General features: G+C 39.5%; 18 protein-coding genes. All 18 read left to right on the forward strand.

Annotated elements, in window-relative coordinates; translation table 11 throughout:
* The 18 genes from ftsY to trmFO all read left to right on the forward strand — a co-directional run bounded on the left by ftsY (position 1) and on the right by trmFO (position 17,602).
* Positions 1-1,224: a signal recognition particle-docking protein FtsY gene (gene ftsY / locus TY13_RS03775; protein WP_042471863.1), complete on the forward strand. Its 1,224-nt coding sequence runs from the start codon at positions 1-3 to the stop codon at positions 1,222-1,224.
* A 208-nt stretch (positions 1,225-1,432) separates the two neighbouring features.
* The gene (locus tag TY13_RS03780) at positions 1,433-1,765 is read left to right on the forward strand and encodes a putative DNA-binding protein (RefSeq protein ID WP_042472403.1); all 333 of its coding nucleotides are present in this window, start codon (positions 1,433-1,435) and stop codon (positions 1,763-1,765) included.
* A 13-nt stretch (positions 1,766-1,778) separates the two neighbouring features.
* The gene (gene ffh, locus TY13_RS03785; protein WP_042471865.1) at positions 1,779-3,137 is read left to right on the forward strand and encodes a signal recognition particle protein; all 1,359 of its coding nucleotides are present in this window, start codon (positions 1,779-1,781) and stop codon (positions 3,135-3,137) included.
* A gap of 92 nt (positions 3,138-3,229) precedes the next feature.
* Entirely contained in the window at positions 3,230-3,502 is a 273-nt protein-coding gene (gene rpsP, locus TY13_RS03790; RefSeq protein WP_042471867.1) for a 30S ribosomal protein S16, read from the forward strand.
* Positions 3,503-3,518: 16 nt separating this feature from the next.
* Complete coding sequence (locus TY13_RS03795; protein ID WP_042471869.1) at positions 3,519-3,755, forward strand: KH domain-containing protein; 237 nt, start codon at positions 3,519-3,521, stop codon at positions 3,753-3,755.
* Between the two features lie 114 nt (positions 3,756-3,869).
* Entirely contained in the window at positions 3,870-4,385 is a 516-nt protein-coding gene (gene rimM, locus TY13_RS03800; RefSeq protein ID WP_042471870.1) for a ribosome maturation factor RimM, read from the forward strand.
* On the forward strand, positions 4,385-5,113 hold the full coding sequence (gene trmD / locus TY13_RS03805) for a tRNA (guanosine(37)-N1)-methyltransferase TrmD (RefSeq protein ID WP_042472407.1): 729 nt from the start codon (positions 4,385-4,387) through the stop codon (positions 5,111-5,113). The genes rimM and trmD overlap by 1 nt, the downstream gene beginning before the upstream one ends.
* 305 nt (positions 5,114-5,418) lie before the next feature.
* Positions 5,419-5,763: a 50S ribosomal protein L19 gene (gene rplS / locus TY13_RS03810; RefSeq protein WP_042471872.1), complete on the forward strand. Its 345-nt coding sequence runs from the start codon at positions 5,419-5,421 to the stop codon at positions 5,761-5,763.
* Between the two features lie 123 nt (positions 5,764-5,886).
* The gene (lepB, locus tag TY13_RS03815) at positions 5,887-6,450 is read left to right on the forward strand and encodes a signal peptidase I (RefSeq protein WP_042471874.1); all 564 of its coding nucleotides are present in this window, start codon (positions 5,887-5,889) and stop codon (positions 6,448-6,450) included.
* A gap of 59 nt (positions 6,451-6,509) precedes the next feature.
* Positions 6,510-7,385, forward strand: a complete 876-nt coding sequence (gene ylqF, locus TY13_RS03820) for a ribosome biogenesis GTPase YlqF (protein WP_042471875.1) — start codon at positions 6,510-6,512, stop codon at positions 7,383-7,385.
* A 110-nt stretch (positions 7,386-7,495) separates the two neighbouring features.
* Positions 7,496-8,251, forward strand: coding sequence for a ribonuclease HII (locus tag TY13_RS03825; RefSeq protein WP_042471877.1), 756 nt, complete (start codon positions 7,496-7,498; stop codon positions 8,249-8,251).
* Positions 8,252-8,255: 4 nt separating this feature from the next.
* Positions 8,256-10,142 (forward strand): hypothetical protein, encoded by a 1,887-nt coding sequence (locus TY13_RS03830; protein WP_042471879.1) that lies wholly within the window; start codon positions 8,256-8,258, stop codon positions 10,140-10,142.
* Positions 10,139-10,432 carry an EscU/YscU/HrcU family type III secretion system export apparatus switch protein gene (locus TY13_RS03835; RefSeq protein WP_042471881.1) on the forward strand — a complete coding sequence of 98 codons (294 nt, stop codon included), beginning with the start codon at positions 10,139-10,141 and terminating at the stop codon, positions 10,430-10,432. Before TY13_RS03830 ends, TY13_RS03835 begins: the two co-directional genes overlap by 4 nt.
* A 169-nt stretch (positions 10,433-10,601) precedes the next feature.
* The gene (gene sucC, locus TY13_RS03840) at positions 10,602-11,762 is read left to right on the forward strand and encodes an ADP-forming succinate--CoA ligase subunit beta (RefSeq protein ID WP_042471886.1); all 1,161 of its coding nucleotides are present in this window, start codon (positions 10,602-10,604) and stop codon (positions 11,760-11,762) included.
* A gap of 18 nt (positions 11,763-11,780) precedes the next feature.
* The gene (gene sucD, locus TY13_RS03845; RefSeq protein WP_042471889.1) at positions 11,781-12,683 is read left to right on the forward strand and encodes a succinate--CoA ligase subunit alpha; all 903 of its coding nucleotides are present in this window, start codon (positions 11,781-11,783) and stop codon (positions 12,681-12,683) included.
* A gap of 336 nt (positions 12,684-13,019) precedes the next feature.
* The gene (gene dprA, locus TY13_RS03850) at positions 13,020-13,916 is read left to right on the forward strand and encodes a DNA-processing protein DprA (protein WP_042471893.1); all 897 of its coding nucleotides are present in this window, start codon (positions 13,020-13,022) and stop codon (positions 13,914-13,916) included.
* Between the two features lie 271 nt (positions 13,917-14,187).
* Positions 14,188-16,272 carry a type I DNA topoisomerase gene (gene topA, locus TY13_RS03855; protein WP_042471896.1) on the forward strand — a complete coding sequence of 695 codons (2,085 nt, stop codon included), beginning with the start codon at positions 14,188-14,190 and terminating at the stop codon, positions 16,270-16,272.
* Between the two features lie 16 nt (positions 16,273-16,288).
* Positions 16,289-17,602, forward strand: a complete 1,314-nt coding sequence (trmFO, locus tag TY13_RS03860) for an FADH(2)-oxidizing methylenetetrahydrofolate--tRNA-(uracil(54)-C(5))-methyltransferase TrmFO (RefSeq protein ID WP_042471898.1) — start codon at positions 16,289-16,291, stop codon at positions 17,600-17,602.
* The last annotated feature ends 111 nt before the right edge of the window (positions 17,603-17,713 follow it).

Genomic DNA, 17,713 nt, shown 5'->3' on the forward strand with positions numbered 1-17,713 from the left:
ATGAGTTTTTTTAAACGATTAAAGGAAAAATTAATGGGTAACGCTGAAGAGCAGATTGAAGAACACCCACAGCTTGAGGAGCAAACGGAAGAGCAGGAGCAGTCTGAAGTTAATGTGGTAGATACCAAGGAGCAACAAGAAGCAGTCGAAACAGTAGAAGAACCGATTGTAGAGCAGGAAGCACCTGAAATTGTTGAACAACAAGTAGCTGTCCTAGAGGAAAAAGAAGCGGAACAGCCTGTTGAGGAAAAAAAGCCATCTGCGTGGTCAATTACACAGAAGTTTAAAGCAGGACTTGAAAAAACACGTAATTCCTTTACTTCAAAAGTAAATGATTTAGTGGCACGCTACCGTAAAGTAGATGAGGACTTCTTTGAGGAATTAGAAGATGTGCTATTGCAGGCGGATGTTGGCTTTGAAACAGTTATGGAATTAATGGATAAGCTGCGCTTTGAAGTACAGCGTAAAAACATTAAAGATACAGCAGGTATTCAAACGATTATTTCTGAAAAACTTGTTGAAATTTATGAAGCTGGCGAAGATAACTTAACAACGATTAATATGCAGCCAAAAGGCGAGTTAACAGTTATTTTATTTGTTGGGGTAAACGGTGTTGGAAAAACAACGACAATTGGTAAGCTTGCACACCGCTTAAAAACGGAAGGAAAAACAGTTATGCTTGCAGCGGGTGATACTTTCCGTGCAGGAGCGATTGACCAGCTACAAGTGTGGGGTGACCGCGTTGGTTGTGAAGTGATTAAACAAGCTGAAGGCTCAGACCCAGCAGCTGTTATGTACGATGCAATTCGCGCAGCGAAAAACCGCAATGCTGATGTATTAATTTGCGATACGGCGGGGCGCTTACAAAATAAAGTGAACTTAATGAATGAGCTCGAAAAAGTACACCGTGTTATTTCACGCGAAATTCCAAACGCACCACATGAAGTATTGCTAGCACTTGATGCAACAACAGGGCAAAATGCGCTTGTGCAGGCACAAATGTTCAAGGAAGCTACAGATGTAACAGGTATCGTTTTAACGAAGTTAGATGGTACGGCAAAGGGCGGTATCGTATTAGCAATCCGCAACAAGCTGCACATCCCTGTGAAGCTAGTAGGTCTAGGTGAAAAAATGGATGACCTCCAACCATTTGACGCAGAACGCTATGTATACGGACTATTTGCAGAGGGCTTAGAAAAAGAGTTAGAACAAGTAGAAGATTAAGATAAAGAGGTTGTCGGAGAAACTTCTCCTTACAACCTCTTTTTGTTAAAAATAACTGCATCTCTCTGGAAACATAGAATAAATCTCGAATCCATAAGTACCGAGATAATGAATTCCACTAGAATGCGAGATATAAAGGGATTTCCCTTGACGGGTATCTTGAAACGTCATATGATACAAGAGAGAAATTATGAATGGAGAGAGTAAAATGCTACTGGAAAAAACAACACGCATGAATTTTCTCTTCGACTTTTATCAAGCATTATTGACGGATAAACAGCGTAGCTACATGGAACTGTATTATTTAGACGATCACTCATTAGGTGAAATTGCAGAATCATATGAAGTGTCTCGTCAAGCGGTTTACGATAATATACGTCGTACTGAAGCGATGCTTGAAGAATATGAGGATAAATTACAACTGTTGGAGAAATTTCAACAACGTCAGCAAGTGCTTAAACAGTTAACAGAGGCGCTACAGCAAGACGCAACAGTTGAATCACAACTAGCACTTATCGAACAACTGAAAGAAGTGGATTAGGGGGCAACGGCGAATGGCGTTTGAAGGATTAGCGGAACGGCTCCAAGGAACGATCCAAAAGATCACAGGTAAAGGGAAAGTAACGGAGCAAGACGTAAAAGAAATGATGCGTGAAGTCCGTATGGCATTAATTGAGGCGGACGTAAATTTAAAGGTTGTAAAAGAATTCATCAAAAAAGTAAGCGAGCGTGCAGTTGGCTCTGAAGTAATGAAAAGCTTAACACCAGGTCAGCAAGTTATTAAAATCGTACAAGATGAATTAACGGAGCTAATGGGTGGAGAGCAAAGTCCGATTAAATTTAATACGAGACCACCAACTGTTATTATGATGGTCGGCTTACAAGGTGCTGGTAAAACGACGACTACAGGTAAGCTAGCGAACGTTCTGCGCAAAAAGTATAATCGTAAGCCACTTTTAGTAGCGGCTGACGTTTATCGTCCAGCAGCTGTACAACAGCTCCAAACATTAGGGAAACAGCTTGCATTACCAGTATTTTCTTTAGGTACAGATGTTTCACCAGTAGAAATTGCGCGTCAAGCGTTGGCTCACGCAAAAGAAGAACATTTAGATGTTGTCATTATCGATACAGCGGGACGCCTGCATATCGATGAAGAGCTAATGCAGGAGTTAAAGGACATTCGTGCATTAAAAGAGCCAGACGAAGTATTTTTAGTTGTAGATGCGATGACAGGGCAAGATGCAGTGAATGTTGCTGAAAGCTTTAACGAGGCAGTAGGTATTACAGGCGTGGTCTTAACAAAGCTTGATGGTGATACACGTGGTGGTGCAGCGTTATCGATTCGTGCTGTAACGGAAAAGCCGATAAAATTTGTTGGTATGGGCGAAAAGATGGATGCATTAGAATCATTCCATCCTGAGCGCATGGCGAGCCGTATTTTAGGGATGGGCGACGTGCTATCATTAATTGAAAAAGCACAAGCAAACGTCGATATGGAAAAGGCGAAGGAGCTTGAAGAGAAGTTTTTAACGCAAAGCTTTACGTTCGACGATTTCATTGAACAAATACAGGCATTGAAAAAAATGGGACCACTTGATGAATTGTTAAAAATGATTCCTGGCATGAACAAAATGAAAGGGATGGATAATGTTAAAGTCGATGAAAAGCAAATGGGACGCATTGAAGCAATCATTTACTCTATGACACCGGCTGAAAAAACAAATCCTGAAATTATTAACTCAAGCCGCAAAAAGCGCATTGCACAAGGGTCTGGTACATCAATTCAAGAAGTCAATCGCTTATTAAAACAGTTTGAAGATATGAAAAAAATGATGAAGCAAATGACAGGGATGGCGTCTGGAAAAGGCAAGAAAAAGATGAAATTACCTGGCTTGGACTCATTATTTAAATAAAATTTTTAGGTGTTAAGAAAAAACACTTTACAAACAACACAATCATTGATAATATACTATCTTGTGTGAAACTTATTCGGAGGTGCTTTAAAATGGCAGTTAAAATTCGCTTAAAACGTATGGGAGCTAAAAAATCTCCTTTCTATCGTATCGTAGTAGCAGACGCTCGTTCACCACGTGATGGTCGTCAAATCGAAACAGTAGGTACTTACAACCCACTTACAACTCCAGCTACTGTAGCTATCGATGAAGAGAAAGCTCTTAAATGGTTAGCTGATGGTGCAAAACCATCTGATACTGTTCGTAACCTGTTCTCAGAACAAGGTATTATGGAAAAATTCCATAACCAAAAATTCAGTAAATAATCTGAGGTGACACGATATGCAGCAACTGATTGAAACAATCGTTAAACCGTTAGTCGATTACCCAGAAGAAGTCCGTATTGAGACGGACGAAAATGCCAATCGAATTGTTTATAAGCTTTTTGTTCATCCAGAGGATCGAGGAAAAGTCATAGGCAAGCAAGGACGTGTCGCAAAGGCGATTCGAACAATTGTTTATTCAGCGGCGAGCAGTCACCGTAAGAAAAAGACTTACGTCGATATATTGGATGATTAAGGCTGACCAAGTATTTGGCTAGCCTACATAAGAAAGAAGGAGGGAGCTTACTAGTTCCCTCCTTCTTTTTATTATATAATAGGCAAAGATAGATTATATAAGAGGTGTACAAACATGGAATGGTTTAATGTAGGACGTATAGTTAATACACATGGTATTCGTGGAGAGGTTCGTGTTATTTCGACGACAGATTTCGAGGATACGCGCTTTGCAATAGGTAGTAAGCTAGCAGTGTTTAAAAAGGATGAGAAACGTCCGATTTGGGTGATAGTGGAAAGTGCTCGTCGTCATAAAAATTTTATTTTATTAACATTTGAAGGCATGAATAACATCAATTTAGTTGAGCCATTTAAGGAAGGCTTATTAAAAGTAACGAAGGATCAACTAGCAGATGATGAGCTTGAAGAAAACGAATATTACTATTTCGAAATTAAAGATTGTGAAGTCTTTTCAGAAGAAGGCGAAAAAATAGGTGTTATTACAGATATTTTAGAAACAGGGGCAAACGATGTATGGGAAGTAAAAGGTCCTAAAAAAACGCATTATATCCCTTATATTGAGGATGTTGTAAAAGAAATCGATGTTGACAATAAAAAAATTATTATTCATGTTATGGAAGGCTTATTATGATGAAGATTCATGTGCTTAGTCTGTTTCCTGAGATGTTTGAGGGTGTGTTTAATTCATCCATTTTGAAAAAAGCACAGGAAAAAGAGGCCGTTACACTTGCTGTATCAGATATTCGTGATTTTAGTGATAATCGTCATAAGCAAGTAGATGATTATCCATACGGTGGAGGAGCAGGTATGGTGCTGAAGCCTGAGCCGTTGTTCCAAGCGGTTGAGGAAATTACGGCAGGACGTAAACCGCGCGTTATTTTAATGTGTCCGCAAGGTGAACGCTTTACACAAAAGAAGGCAGAGGAGCTAGCACAGGAAGAAGAACTCGTGTTTTTATGTGGCCACTATGAGGGCTATGATGAACGTATACGTGAACATCTCGTAACCGATGAAATATCAATCGGTGATTTCGTCTTAACGGGTGGGGAACTGCCAGCAATGACTGTAATTGATGCAACTGTTCGTTTATTGCCAGGCGTTTTAGGGAAAGCAGATTCTCACATATTAGATTCATTTTCGACAGGTTTACTAGAGCATCCTCATTATACACGCCCAGCTGATTTTAGAGGCATGAAAGTCCCAGAAGTATTAACATCAGGTAATCATGCAAAAATTGAAGAGTGGCGTGAAGAACAATCTTTAAAGCGCACACTACTACGCCGCCCAGATTTATTAGAGGCATTAGAGCTAACACCAAAACAGCAAAAATTATTAGAAAAATTAAAGCGTGAAATGTAAAGTGAATGCTAACAATCAGAGGGAGTTTTCCCCGCTGATTGTTAGCATTCACCAATCGGGCTTTTACAGGCAGTGAATCCTTGTTATTTATGGTTGGAAAGGCAAGTCCAACATGAATAGAAACCACGTTATTTTCAAGCAAAAGATATTACTGCCTGTTAATGCGGGGTAAAGTAAAAATACTTGCAAGTAGAAATTATTTATGATAATATTCAATCTGTGCTTTTATGTAAGCACTGAATTACGGTGTTCCGCTGTGGCCAAAAAATGAGCGTGCATGAGCATCTGTCTAAGGAGAGAAAACAATGTCAAACATTATTACAGAAATCACAAAAGAGCAACTTCGTACAGATTTACCTTCATTCCGTCCTGGTGACACAGTTAAGGTACACGTTAAAATTATTGAAGGTACACGTGAGCGTGTTCAATTATTTGAAGGTGTAGTTATTAAACGTCGTGGTGGCGGCATTAGCGAAACTTTCACAGTTCGTAAAATCTCTTACGGAGTAGGTGTTGAGCGTACTTTCCCAGTACACACACCAAAAATCGCTAAATTAGAAGTTTCTCGTCGTGGTAAAGTACGTCGTGCGAAACTTTACTACTTACGTGAATTACGTGGTAAAGCAGCTCGTATTAAAGAACGTCGCTAATAATTATTTAAAGAAGGGGGCTTGTGATGACAAGCTCTCTTCTTTTCGTCAAGAGGTAGAATTTTTTGCTTGTCATAGCAATTTCGTATACAATGAGTATGGAAGAACGAGGGGGATATTCGCTTGGAACAAACAAAAAAAGAAAAAAATGAGCTTTGGGAATGGACAAAGGCATTATTAATTGCGTTTGCTGTAGCCGCTGTTATTCGCTACTTTTTATTTACACCAATCGTTGTAGATGGAGAGTCAATGATGCCAACCCTTGAAAATGGCGACCGAATGATTGTCAATAAAATAGGCTATAAAATAGGTAGCCCTGATCGCTTCGATATTGTCGTATTCCATGCTCCAGAGCAAAAAGACTATATAAAACGTGTGATTGGATTACCAGGCGATCACGTTGAATATAAGGACGATCAGCTTTATATTAATGGCGAACCAATTGATGAACCATACTTAGACCAGTATAAAGCGGAAATTGTAGAAGGCAATTTGACAGGAAACTTTAAACTGCAAGATATTGATCCAAATTTGGACGTTATTCCCGAGGGTTATGTCTTTGTAATGGGCGATAACCGTCGCTTCAGTAAAGATAGCCGTCATATTGGGATCGTCAATCAAAAGGAAATTATCGGTAGTACAAACATTATCTTTTGGCCTGTGAGCGATATAAAGATAGTGAAATAATAGGCTGAGGGGGCGTCCTAAAATTTTTAGACGCCCTCTTTTTTAATAGGAGGATTTTCATGACAATTCAATGGTTTCCGGGGCATATGGCAAAAGCGCGCCGCGAAGTATCCGAAAATTTAAAGCTTGTAGATATTGTTTTTGAGCTAGTTGATGCTAGGCTCCCTTTATCATCACGCAATCCGATGATTGACCAAGTCATTCATCAAAAACCACGACTATTAATTTTAAATAAGCAAGACATGGCAGATGAAGCGGAGACGCGTAAATGGCTGCAATATTTTGAGGAGCAGGGGAATAAGGCGGTAGCAATTAATTCGCTAGAAGGTAAAGGTCTGCAAGCTGTAACAAAGGCTGCACAAGCAATTTTAGCAGATAAATGGGAACGTATGAAGGCAAAAGGCATGAAGCCACGTGCTATTCGCGCGATGATTGTCGGCATTCCAAACGTAGGAAAATCAACGCTAATTAATCGTCTAGCTAAGAAAAACATTGCAAAAACAGGAAATACGCCAGGTGTTACAAAGGCACAACAATGGATTAAGGTCGCAAAAGAGCTAGAGCTGCTTGATACACCAGGTATTTTATGGCCTAAATTTGAGGATCAAGAAATAGGCTATAAATTGGCACTAACAGGGGCAATTAAAGATACGATTACTAACATGGAAGATTTAGCTGTGTACGGACTGCGTTTTTTAGCATTACACTACCCAGCGCGAATGGAAGAGCGCTATGGCCTATCCTTTGTGCATGAGGATTTAGTCGTAACATTCGACCATATCGGTAAGTTGCGCCGCGTTTTCGGACAAGGTGGCGAAATCGACTATGACCAAGTAGCCGAATTAATTGTGCGCGACATTCGCAGCCAGCATTTAGGAAAGCTAACGTTTGATTTTGTGGATGAGCAATTAGAAAGAGAAGCATTAACGGAATAAAAAATAGGGGTTATTCGAGAAGTAGGCTGGTGCGCCACTTTTCGGATGACCTTTTGTTTTATAATAAAGAAAACAAGCCGATAAACGTAATAGAGATGAGGTTATAAAATATGCAAACGATTAAAGAAATTACAACTGCTTTGAAAGCTGCTACACAACAAGAGCCTTGGATGGAGGCAATTCAGCAAGATGAGCGTGCAGGCGTACAAAAAGCATGGCAGCAATTTTTGAAGCGTATGGATAAACAACAGCAATTACAGCAGGAGCATGATGCGAAAATTGCATTTGATGCGAATTTTGGGCAACTAGTTGCTGGAGTAGATGAGGCCGGGCGTGGTCCATTAGCGGGACCTGTAGTTACTGCAGCAGTTATTTTGCCTGAAAATTGTCAAGCATTACTAGGCTTAAATGATTCTAAGCAATTGTCAAAAGAAGCGAGAAACCGCATGAGAGCATTAGTAATGGAGCATGCACTAAGCTACGCTATTCATTTTCAAAGTGCTCAAATGATTGATACACTAAATATATATGAGGCAACGAAACAGTCCATGGCGAGTAGTATAGAAGCACTGAAAATCAAGCCAGATTTTGTTTTAGCGGATGCGATGACTTTGCCAATTGATTTGCCACAGCAGTCGATTATTAAAGGGGATGCGCAAAGCTTAGCCATTGCGGCCGCTTCTATTTTAGCGAAAACAGCGCGTGACGACTATATGGAGAAGCTGGCACAAGAGTTTCCGCAATATGGCTTTGAGCAGCATGCTGGCTATGGTACAAAACAGCATTTAGAGGCACTTGCTAAACATGGGCCAACTATACATCATCGTACAAGCTTTGAGCCAATCAAATCTATGATGAAGGGGTAAGAATATGACATCTACATCATTTAATCCAATAACTGCACAAACGCAAGCGTTATCGACCAATCAACCTTTAGCACTAAGGCAAGGGCAAATATTTCATGGCACAATAAAACAGCTTTATCCTGATCAAATGGCAGAAATACAAGTTGGTAATAATAAATTAATTGCCAAATTAGAAGTGCCGTTAAAGGTGGGCGATGCGCATTTCTTTCAAGTGACAAACACAGCAGGCGCACAGACGGAACTTAAAGTCGTATCGAATCCAATGTCATCTACATTAACGCCAGCACAGCAAATGGCGCAGTTGTTAGAAACGATGAATTTACCGAAAACTTCGGATATGCAGCAAGTGTTAAGCCATTTTATGAAGCAGCAAATTCCAATTTCAAAGGAACAGCTTATGCAGGCGGAATTGTGGATGAAAAACTTACAGGAGGGTGTTTCGAAGCAGGATGCTCTAACAGCAATCCAGCGCATGGTGGAATTGAAAATGCCTTTTACCAATCAGGTGTTCCAAGCATTAGTGCAAGGAGCGAAAACGGATGGTATGTCAACGGCGTTGCAAAATCTGTTGCAGCAATTAGCTAATACTGCAACAGGTAATGAACAATTAAAGGCTTCTGTTTTAGGACAATTACAAGCCATTGCGAAGCCTTTCGATACAGAGTTAGGGGGTGCAATGCTAGCGAGAGCTGTACAATTATTAAGCAATCAAACTTCTAATGTAAGTGAGCGTCTACAATCATTACAACTTTTAAAACAGGCAGGTGTCATGCCGCAAAATGCCACCCTCACAAATTGGCAAGGACAACAAGCACAAGGACAGCCGCCAGCAAATAGTGCAGGGCAATTAATTGCTCAAATTATACAGGCAAAACCTGAGCAAAGTGCAACGATTGTTGAACAAGCACGTGCTTTTATTACAAATGACAATCTTTTAACAACAGCACAAAAAGAACAACTGCAGCAGCTTGTTACACGATTTTCACAATTACCGCAAAGCAAGCAAGTGCTGACAACGTTTGCTCAGCAGCTACAAACGGAGTTGTTAAAAGCATATGCCAATAATACGACAAGTCAGCAATTTACAAGCAATGAGCAAGGCTTATCAACAAAAGAGCAAATTCTTTCAATGTTAAAGCCTGAAATAACAGTGCACAATCAAGAAATGCTATTACGTAATATAGTGCAAGAGGCAAAAAATATGCCACAGCCATCGATTCAATCGATGCTAACACAAGCTGATGCGCAGTTGCAATCGTCAATTGATAGTAAAGCGATGGAGCAAGCAATGAAAACCGTTTTAAAAGGGCTAGGTATTAGTTATGAAGCAACTCTGCAAAATAAAGCCACAGATATGCAAGCTGTTGCAGGACAGCTAAAGCCACAACTATTGGCACTTATTCAAGATATAGCGACACCACCTGCGTTACGCGATGCTGCAGAAATGGTTATGGCACGCATGAATGGTATGCAATTGTTATCAGGAGAAAATGGGCATCAGCACCAGCTTGTTATGCAAGTACCATTAGAATTTTTTGGTAAAAGAATGGATGCAACTTTACAATGGAATGGTCGCATGAAAGAGGATGGAAAAATTGATGCCAATTTCGCGCGCGTTCTCTTTTATTTGCATATGGAGTCCTTACAGGAAACCGTTATTGATATGCAGGTGCAAAATCGTATCGTCACAGTGACGCTTTTTAATGATAACTTAGGCTTAACCGCATTAGCCGAACCATTAAAAAAATCCTTAAAGGAAGGCTTAGCAAGTAAGGAATACCAATTGTCTGGAGTCTTTATTAAGCAGTTTGAACGTGCCATGCAAGAGCGGACTGAGGGCTCCACAAAAGAGCAAGCAGAGGAACATAGTGGGGTGGATATTCGCGTATGAGTGAAAGAAAATATGTCAGAAAAGAAGCGATTGCCCTTTCTTATAACCCTGCTGACAATACGGGTCCGAAAGTAGTAGCAAAAGGGAAAGGGAAAATCGCAGAAAATATTTTAGAGCAGGCCTCATTGCACGATGTTCCTATTCATGAAGATCCAAATCTAGTTGAACTATTAGGGCAGCTTGACTTAAACGAAACAATACCAGAGCAACTATACCAAGCTGTGGCGGAGGTATTTGCGTTTATTTATCATCTGGATCGACAGCATAATGAATTAAAACGACACAATTAGAGATAATTTACTGTGTTATAACAAATAATGCTATTGTTTCGAGAATAATACAGTATAATTAATTGAAAATTCCGCATTAAAGACAATTATAGACATTGTCAGAGTGTTTGTATAAAATAGATGATGGTAATTAAAATAATATCCAAATTGTCTGATAGGAGGATGGATTATGAATATCCATGAGTATCAAGGGAAGGAAATCTTGAGAAAGTATGGCGTTGCTGTACCGAAAGGGAAAGTAGCATTTTCTCCAGATGAAGCTGTGAAAGTAGCGAAAGAACTAGGCGCTAACGTAACAGTAGTTAAGGCACAAATCCATGCAGGTGGTCGCGGTAAGGCAGGCGGTGTAAAAATCGCTAAAAATCTTGAAGAAGTACGTACTTACTCAAAAGAACTACTTGGTAAAATATTAGTAACGCATCAAACTGGTCCAGAAGGTAAGGAAGTAAAACGCCTATACATCGAAGAAGGGTCAGATATTCGCAAAGAATATTATTTAGGGTTAGTACTTGACCGTGCTACTTCTCGTGTAACTTTAATGGGTTCAGAAGAAGGCGGTATGGATATTGAAGAGGTGGCAGAAAATACACCAGAAAAAATCTTCAAAGAAGTGATTGATCCTGTGACAGGCTTACAAGCATTCCAAGCACGTCGCATGGCATTCAACATGAACATTCCAGCAAAATTAGTAAATAAAGCGGTTAAATTAATGCTAGGTTTATATCAAGCATTTGTAGAAAAAGATGCATCAATCGTTGAAATCAATCCACTAGTTGTAACTGGTGACGATGAAGTTGTAGCACTTGATGCGAAATTCAACTTTGATGCAAACGCGTTATACCGTCACAAAGATATCGTTGAATTACGTGACTTTGATGAGGAAGATGCAAAAGAAATCGAAGCATCAAAATATGACTTAAGCTATATCTCTTTAGATGGCAACATCGGCTGTATGGTTAACGGTGCTGGTTTAGCGATGGCAACAATGGATACAATCAGTTATTACGGCGGTCAACCCGCAAACTTCCTTGACGTTGGGGGCGGCGCTACAGCTGAGAAAGTAACTGAAGCATTTAAAATCATCCTATCTGACGAGAATGTAAAAGGTATTTTCGTTAATATCTTTGGTGGTATTATGAAATGTGACGTTATCGCAGAGGGCGTTATTGAAGCAACGAAGCAAGTAGGATTAACAATTCCATTAGTAGTACGTTTAGAAGGTACAAACGTAGACCTTGGTAAAAAACTATTAAACGAATCTGGTTTAAATATTGTCGCAGCGGACTCAATGGCTGATGGCGCACAAAAAATCGTAGGACTTGTAGGCTAAGGAAGGTAGGGAGAATCAATGAGTGTTTATATTAATAAAGACACGAAAGTAATCGTACAAGGGATTACGGGTGAAACAGCCCTTTTCCATACGAAGCAAATGCTTGAATACGGTACAAAAATCGTAGCTGGTGTAACACCAGGTAAAGGCGGCTTAGAAGTTGAAGGAGTACCTGTATTCAACACTGTAGAAGAAGCAGTAAAAGCAACTGGCGCAAACGTATCTGTTATTTACGTGCCAGCTCCATTCGCAGCAGATGCGATTATGGAAGGTGTAGACGCTGGATTAGATATGACAATTTGTATTACAGAGCATATTCCTGTTCTTGATATGGTGAAAGTAAAACGCTATATGGAAGGCAAGAAAACACGCTTAGTAGGACCAAACTGCCCAGGTGTTATCACATCTGATGAATGTAAAATTGGTATTATGCCAGGCTACATCCATACAAAAGGTCACGTAGGTGTTGTATCACGTTCTGGTACTTTAACATATGAAGCAGTACACCAATTATCACAAGAAGGTATTGGCCAATCAACAGCAGTTGGTATCGGTGGAGACCCTGTAAATGGTACAAACTTTATCGACGTATTATCAGCTTTCAATGACGACCCAGACACATATGCGGTTGTAATGATTGGTGAAATCGGTGGTACAGCAGAAGAAGAAGCAGCTGAATGGGTAAAAGCTAACATGACAAAACCTGTAGTAGGCTTCATTGGCGGTCAAACGGCACCTCCAGGTAAACGTATGGGACATGCTGGTGCGATTATTTCAGGTGGTAAAGGTACAGCTGCAGAGAAAATCAAAGCGATGAATGCAGCGGGTATTGAAGTGGCAGATACGCCATCAGTTATCGGTGAAACATTAATTCGTGTTATTAAAGAAAAAGGTCTTTACGATAAATGTAAAACACATTAATCTTGAGTCAGCAATGTTGTTTCTGTTGCGAAAAAATAGCAGCAAAAATAAATATTTTCAACATGCCTTTAATTAGAGTAGTGTTGAATCAAGATTAAGCCTCTGGCGGATGTCGCAGGTTTGAAAATCTGGAATCAATTCCACCTTAGTGGAATTGATTATTGTGGAAAGTGTAGCACATTTTGTGCTACACTTTTTTTAATATAGCTTTATCCCCATAAGCTATATTCTATTTCTGCGACGAGTAATCGCAGAAGAAAAAATTGCTCCTGCGGTTACTTGTCGCAGAAAAATTGCTATGCGGTCATATTACTTCAAATTTGAAGGAGTGATGACATGCTAAATCAAATAGAAATTCAGCAATTACTAGCGTTGCATTATGTTTATCCCCTACCATTAAATAAACTTCAGCGCCTATTATGTGAAATACACACATTGCAACAATTGCCAGTTATTTCAGCAAAAGAGCTTGCACAAATACTTCAAATCCAACTACAAACAGCTCAAACATTAAAAATAAATTATATGAAGGCAGTAAAAACATCATTTAAAGCGTATTATGAGCGGTGTAATATGTGTGCAATTCCTTTCACGAGTGAATATTACCCTGCAAGCTTGTTGCAGCTTAGCGACGCTCCTACAGTCATTTATGCGAAGGGACATCTTGACTTGTTGCAACAAGAACGGAAAATTGCCTGTATCGGTTCGCGTGATGCAACAAATTATTCTAAAATTGCTTTACACTCGATATTACCACCTTTAATTGCTGAGCAATATATCATTGTTAGTGGATTAGCAAAGGGAGCGGATACATTAGCGCATCACATGACAATTGAAATGGGTGGTAAAACAATTTCGGTTATTGGACATGGCTTTGCACATATATATCCGAAGGAAAATAAAAACCTCGCTGCTAAAATAGCAAGCGAGCATTTATTGTTGACGGAGTATCCTCCGTATATGGGTCCAAAGAAATGGCATTTTCCAATGCGCAATCGAATAATTAGCGGTTTAAGTCGTGCTTTAGTAGTGACTGAAGCAGCTGCTAAAAGTGGTACACTTATTACGACAGATCACGCGCTAGAGCATGGGAAAGATGTTTTTGTTGTGCCAGGACCTATTCATTCAGAGCAATCAAAAGGAACCAATAATTTATTAAAAGAAGGCGCGATTCCAGTATGGAATGGACAACAAATTATTGAAGAATTACAAACGTTTCGAATGAAATATTGAAAAAAAGTTGCATTCTCTCTCAATCTGTTATACATTTTGCAACAGGTATGCTTTGTATTTCACAAAATTTGCGAAATCAATTAAGCTTCGGTTAAACCAAGTTTAGGGATTTTCGATTGAGCCAGAAAAGCCCCTCTTTCAAATCCGTGCTATCCACCCGAGGCTATATTTCACAAAGCAAAAATAAATTTGACGCCAATAAAAAGGTAATGGAGACACCATGGCGTATTAAATATAAAATGAGTAACCTCTCTAAGGGGGAAAGAAATGAATGGCAGATTATTTAGTAATAGTGGAATCGCCTGCAAAGGCAAAAACAATTGAACGATACTTAGGAAAAAAATATAAAGTAAAGGCTTCTATAGGACATGTGCGTGATTTACCACGTAGTCAAACAGGAATTGATACTGAAAATAACTATGCACCTAAGTACATTACCATTCGTGGTAAGGGACCTGTTTTACAGGAATTAAAAACAGCTGCAAAAAAAGTGAAGAAAATTTATCTTGCATCTGACCCTGACCGTGAAGGGGAAGCGATTGCTTGGCATTTAGCAACAGCATTAAATATCGATATTGAATCAGATTGTCGAGTCGTTTTCAACGAAATTACAAAAGACGCTATTTTAGAATCATTTAAAAATCCGCGCCCAATCGATATGGATTTAGTAGATGCGCAACAAGCGAGACGTATTTTAGACCGTCTAGTAGGATACAATATTAGCCCGATATTATGGAAAAAAGTTAAAAAGGGCTTATCTGCTGGTCGTGTGCAATCTGTTGCACTGCGATTAATTATTGATAGAGAGCATGAAATTACTCATTTTGTTCCAGAGGAATATTGGACAATCGAGAGCATGTTCGAAAAAAATAAAAAGCAATTTGATGCGCTTTATTACGGTAATGGAGCAGAGAAAGTTAAGTTGACAAATGAAGAGCAAGTGAAAGAGATATTAAGAAATATCAAAGGCAACTATTTCACCGTAACTGATGTTGTGAAAAAAGAACGTAAACGCAACGCGGCACCAGCCTTTACAACGTCTTCATTACAGCAAGAAGCTGCACGTAAGTTGAACTTCCGTGCTAAGAAAACAATGATGCTGGCACAGCAGCTATATGAAGGTATCGATATTGGTAAAAAAGAAGGTACGGTTGGTTTAATTACGTATATGCGTACAGATTCGACGCGCATTTCTGAAACAGCAAAGGCGGAAGCAGTGCAATATATTGACGCTAAATATGGCAAAGACTACGTTGCAAGCCAGCCAAAGCAAGCAAAAAAACAGTCGAATGCACAAGATGCGCATGAAGCGATCCGTCCTACGAGCACAATGCGTACGCCGGATGATTTAAAGGCTGTTTTAAGCCGTGATCAGCTACGCCTATATCGTTTAATTTGGGAACGATTTATCGCTAGTCAAATGGCACCAGCTATTTTAGATACAGTTTCCGTTGATTTATTAAATGAAAATGTGAAATTTCGAGCAAATGGCTCACATGTGAAATTCCCTGGTTTTATGAAGTTATATATCGAAGGTACGGATGATCAAACTGAAGAAACGACAAAGCTTTTGCCAGAGATGGAAGTTGGCGATAAAGTAAAGTCTTTATCAATTGAACCGAAGCAGCATTTTACACAACCACCCCCTCGCTACTCAGAGGCTCGCTTAGTTAAAACTTTAGAAGAGCTAGGTATCGGACGACCTTCCACGTATGCACCTACGTTAGATACAATTCAAAAGCGTGGTTATGTACAGCTTGATGCAAAGCGCTTTGTACCTACGGAGCTTGGAGAAATTGTTCATCAACTTGTGCTGGAGTTTTTCCCAGAGATTATTAACATTGAGTTTACGGCAAAAATGGAGCGAGATCTGGATGGAGTAGAGGAAGGCATTACAAATTGGGTACAAGTAATCGATGCTTTTTATAAAGATTTCGAAAAAAACGTGAAATATGCTGATGAAGCGATGGAAAAAATCGAAATAAAGGATGAACCAGCAGGAGAAGATTGCGAAAAATGTGGTGCTCCAATGGTTTATAAGCTTGGTCGTTATGGCAAGTTTATGGCATGCTCAAATTTCCCGGACTGCCGTAATACAAAGGCAATTATGAAGCCGATTGGTGTGAAATGTCCTACATGTAAAGAAGGCGAAATTGTTGAGCGTAAAAGTAAAACAAAGAGATTATTTTATGGCTGCAATCGCTATCCAGAATGTGAATTCGTTTCATGGGATAAGCCAATTAATCGACCATGTCCGAAATGTAGCTCATTATTAGTTGAAAAGAAACTGAAAAAAGGTGTACAAATTCAGTGTACGAATACAGATTGTGATTATGAGGAAACACCGTCACAATAGAAAGTTGGTAAGTGATATGTCAGATAAAATAGTAAATGTAATTGGTGCAGGACTAGCTGGTAGTGAAGCTGCATGGCAAATTGCGAAGCGCGGTGTAAAAGTACGCCTTTATGAAATGCGTCCAGTGAAGCAAACACCTGCCCACCATACGGACAAATTTGCAGAGCTTGTATGTTCAAACTCTTTACGTGCTAATACTTTAACAAATGCAGTAGGGGTTATTAAAGAGGAAATGCGCATGCTTGATTCTGTTATTATGAAAGCTGCAGATGGCTGTTCTGTACCAGCTGGTGGTGCACTAGCTGTAGATCGTCATGAATTTGCAGGCTATGTAACAGAGGCTGTTAAAAATCATCCGTTAGTAGAAGTGATTCATGAGGAAGTAACTGAAATCCCAGAAGGCATTACAGTAATTGCAACAGGACCTTTAACATCACAGGCATTAGCGGAAAAAATTCAAGCTTTAACTAGCGAGGATTATTTATACTTTTATGATGCAGCGGCACCAATCATCGAAAAGGATTCAATTGATATGAACAAAGTATATTTAAAATCACGCTATGACAAAGGTGAGGCAGCATATTTAAATTGCCCAATGACAAAAGAAGAATTTGACCGTTTCCGACAAGCCTTGATTGAAGCGGAAGTTGTGCCATTAAAGGAATTTGAAAAGGAAATTTATTTTGAAGGCTGTATGCCAATTGAGGTAATGGCGGCTCGCGGAGAGAAAACGATGTTATTTGGGCCGATGAAGCCAGTTGGATTAGAAGATCCGAAAACTGGAAAACGTCCATACGCGGTTGTTCAATTACGTCAAGATGATGCCGCTGGTACGTTATATAATATCGTAGGTTTCCAAACGCATTTAAAATGGGGACCACAAAAAGAAGTACTACAGTTAATCCCGGGCTTGGAAAATGTTGAAATTGTACGCTATGGTGTAATGCATCGCAATACATTTATTAATTCACCAAAAGTATTGGCGAAAACGTATCAATTAAAAGCACGACCAAATATTTTCTTCGCAGGTCAAATGACAGGTGTAGAAGGCTATGTAGAATCAGCGGGGAGCGGCTTAATTGCAGGTATTAATGCAGCCCGTTTAGCGAAAGGTGAAGAATTACTATACTTTCCGGAAGAAACAGCACTTGGCTCAATGGCTCGTTACATTACCGAAGCAGATTCGAAAAACTTCCAACCGATGAATGTAAACTTCGGTTTGTTCCCTGATTTAGGCGAACGTATTAAATCAAAAGTAGAACGTGCGGAGCGACATGCTAATCGAGCGTTAGAAACAATTCGTAATTTTGTGAATTCGAGAACAATTTAATTGCAGAAAAGCCCTTTGAATTGTATAATTTGAAGGGCTTTTATTTGGGTATACTGTTAAAGGCGAATAAAAATTTTTAGATATCGAATAGTTTGTCATGTGATTGACAAA

Source organism: Bacillus ndiopicus (assembly GCF_000612805.1).
Lineage (GTDB): Bacteria > Bacillota > Bacilli > Bacillales_A > Planococcaceae > Metasolibacillus > Metasolibacillus ndiopicus.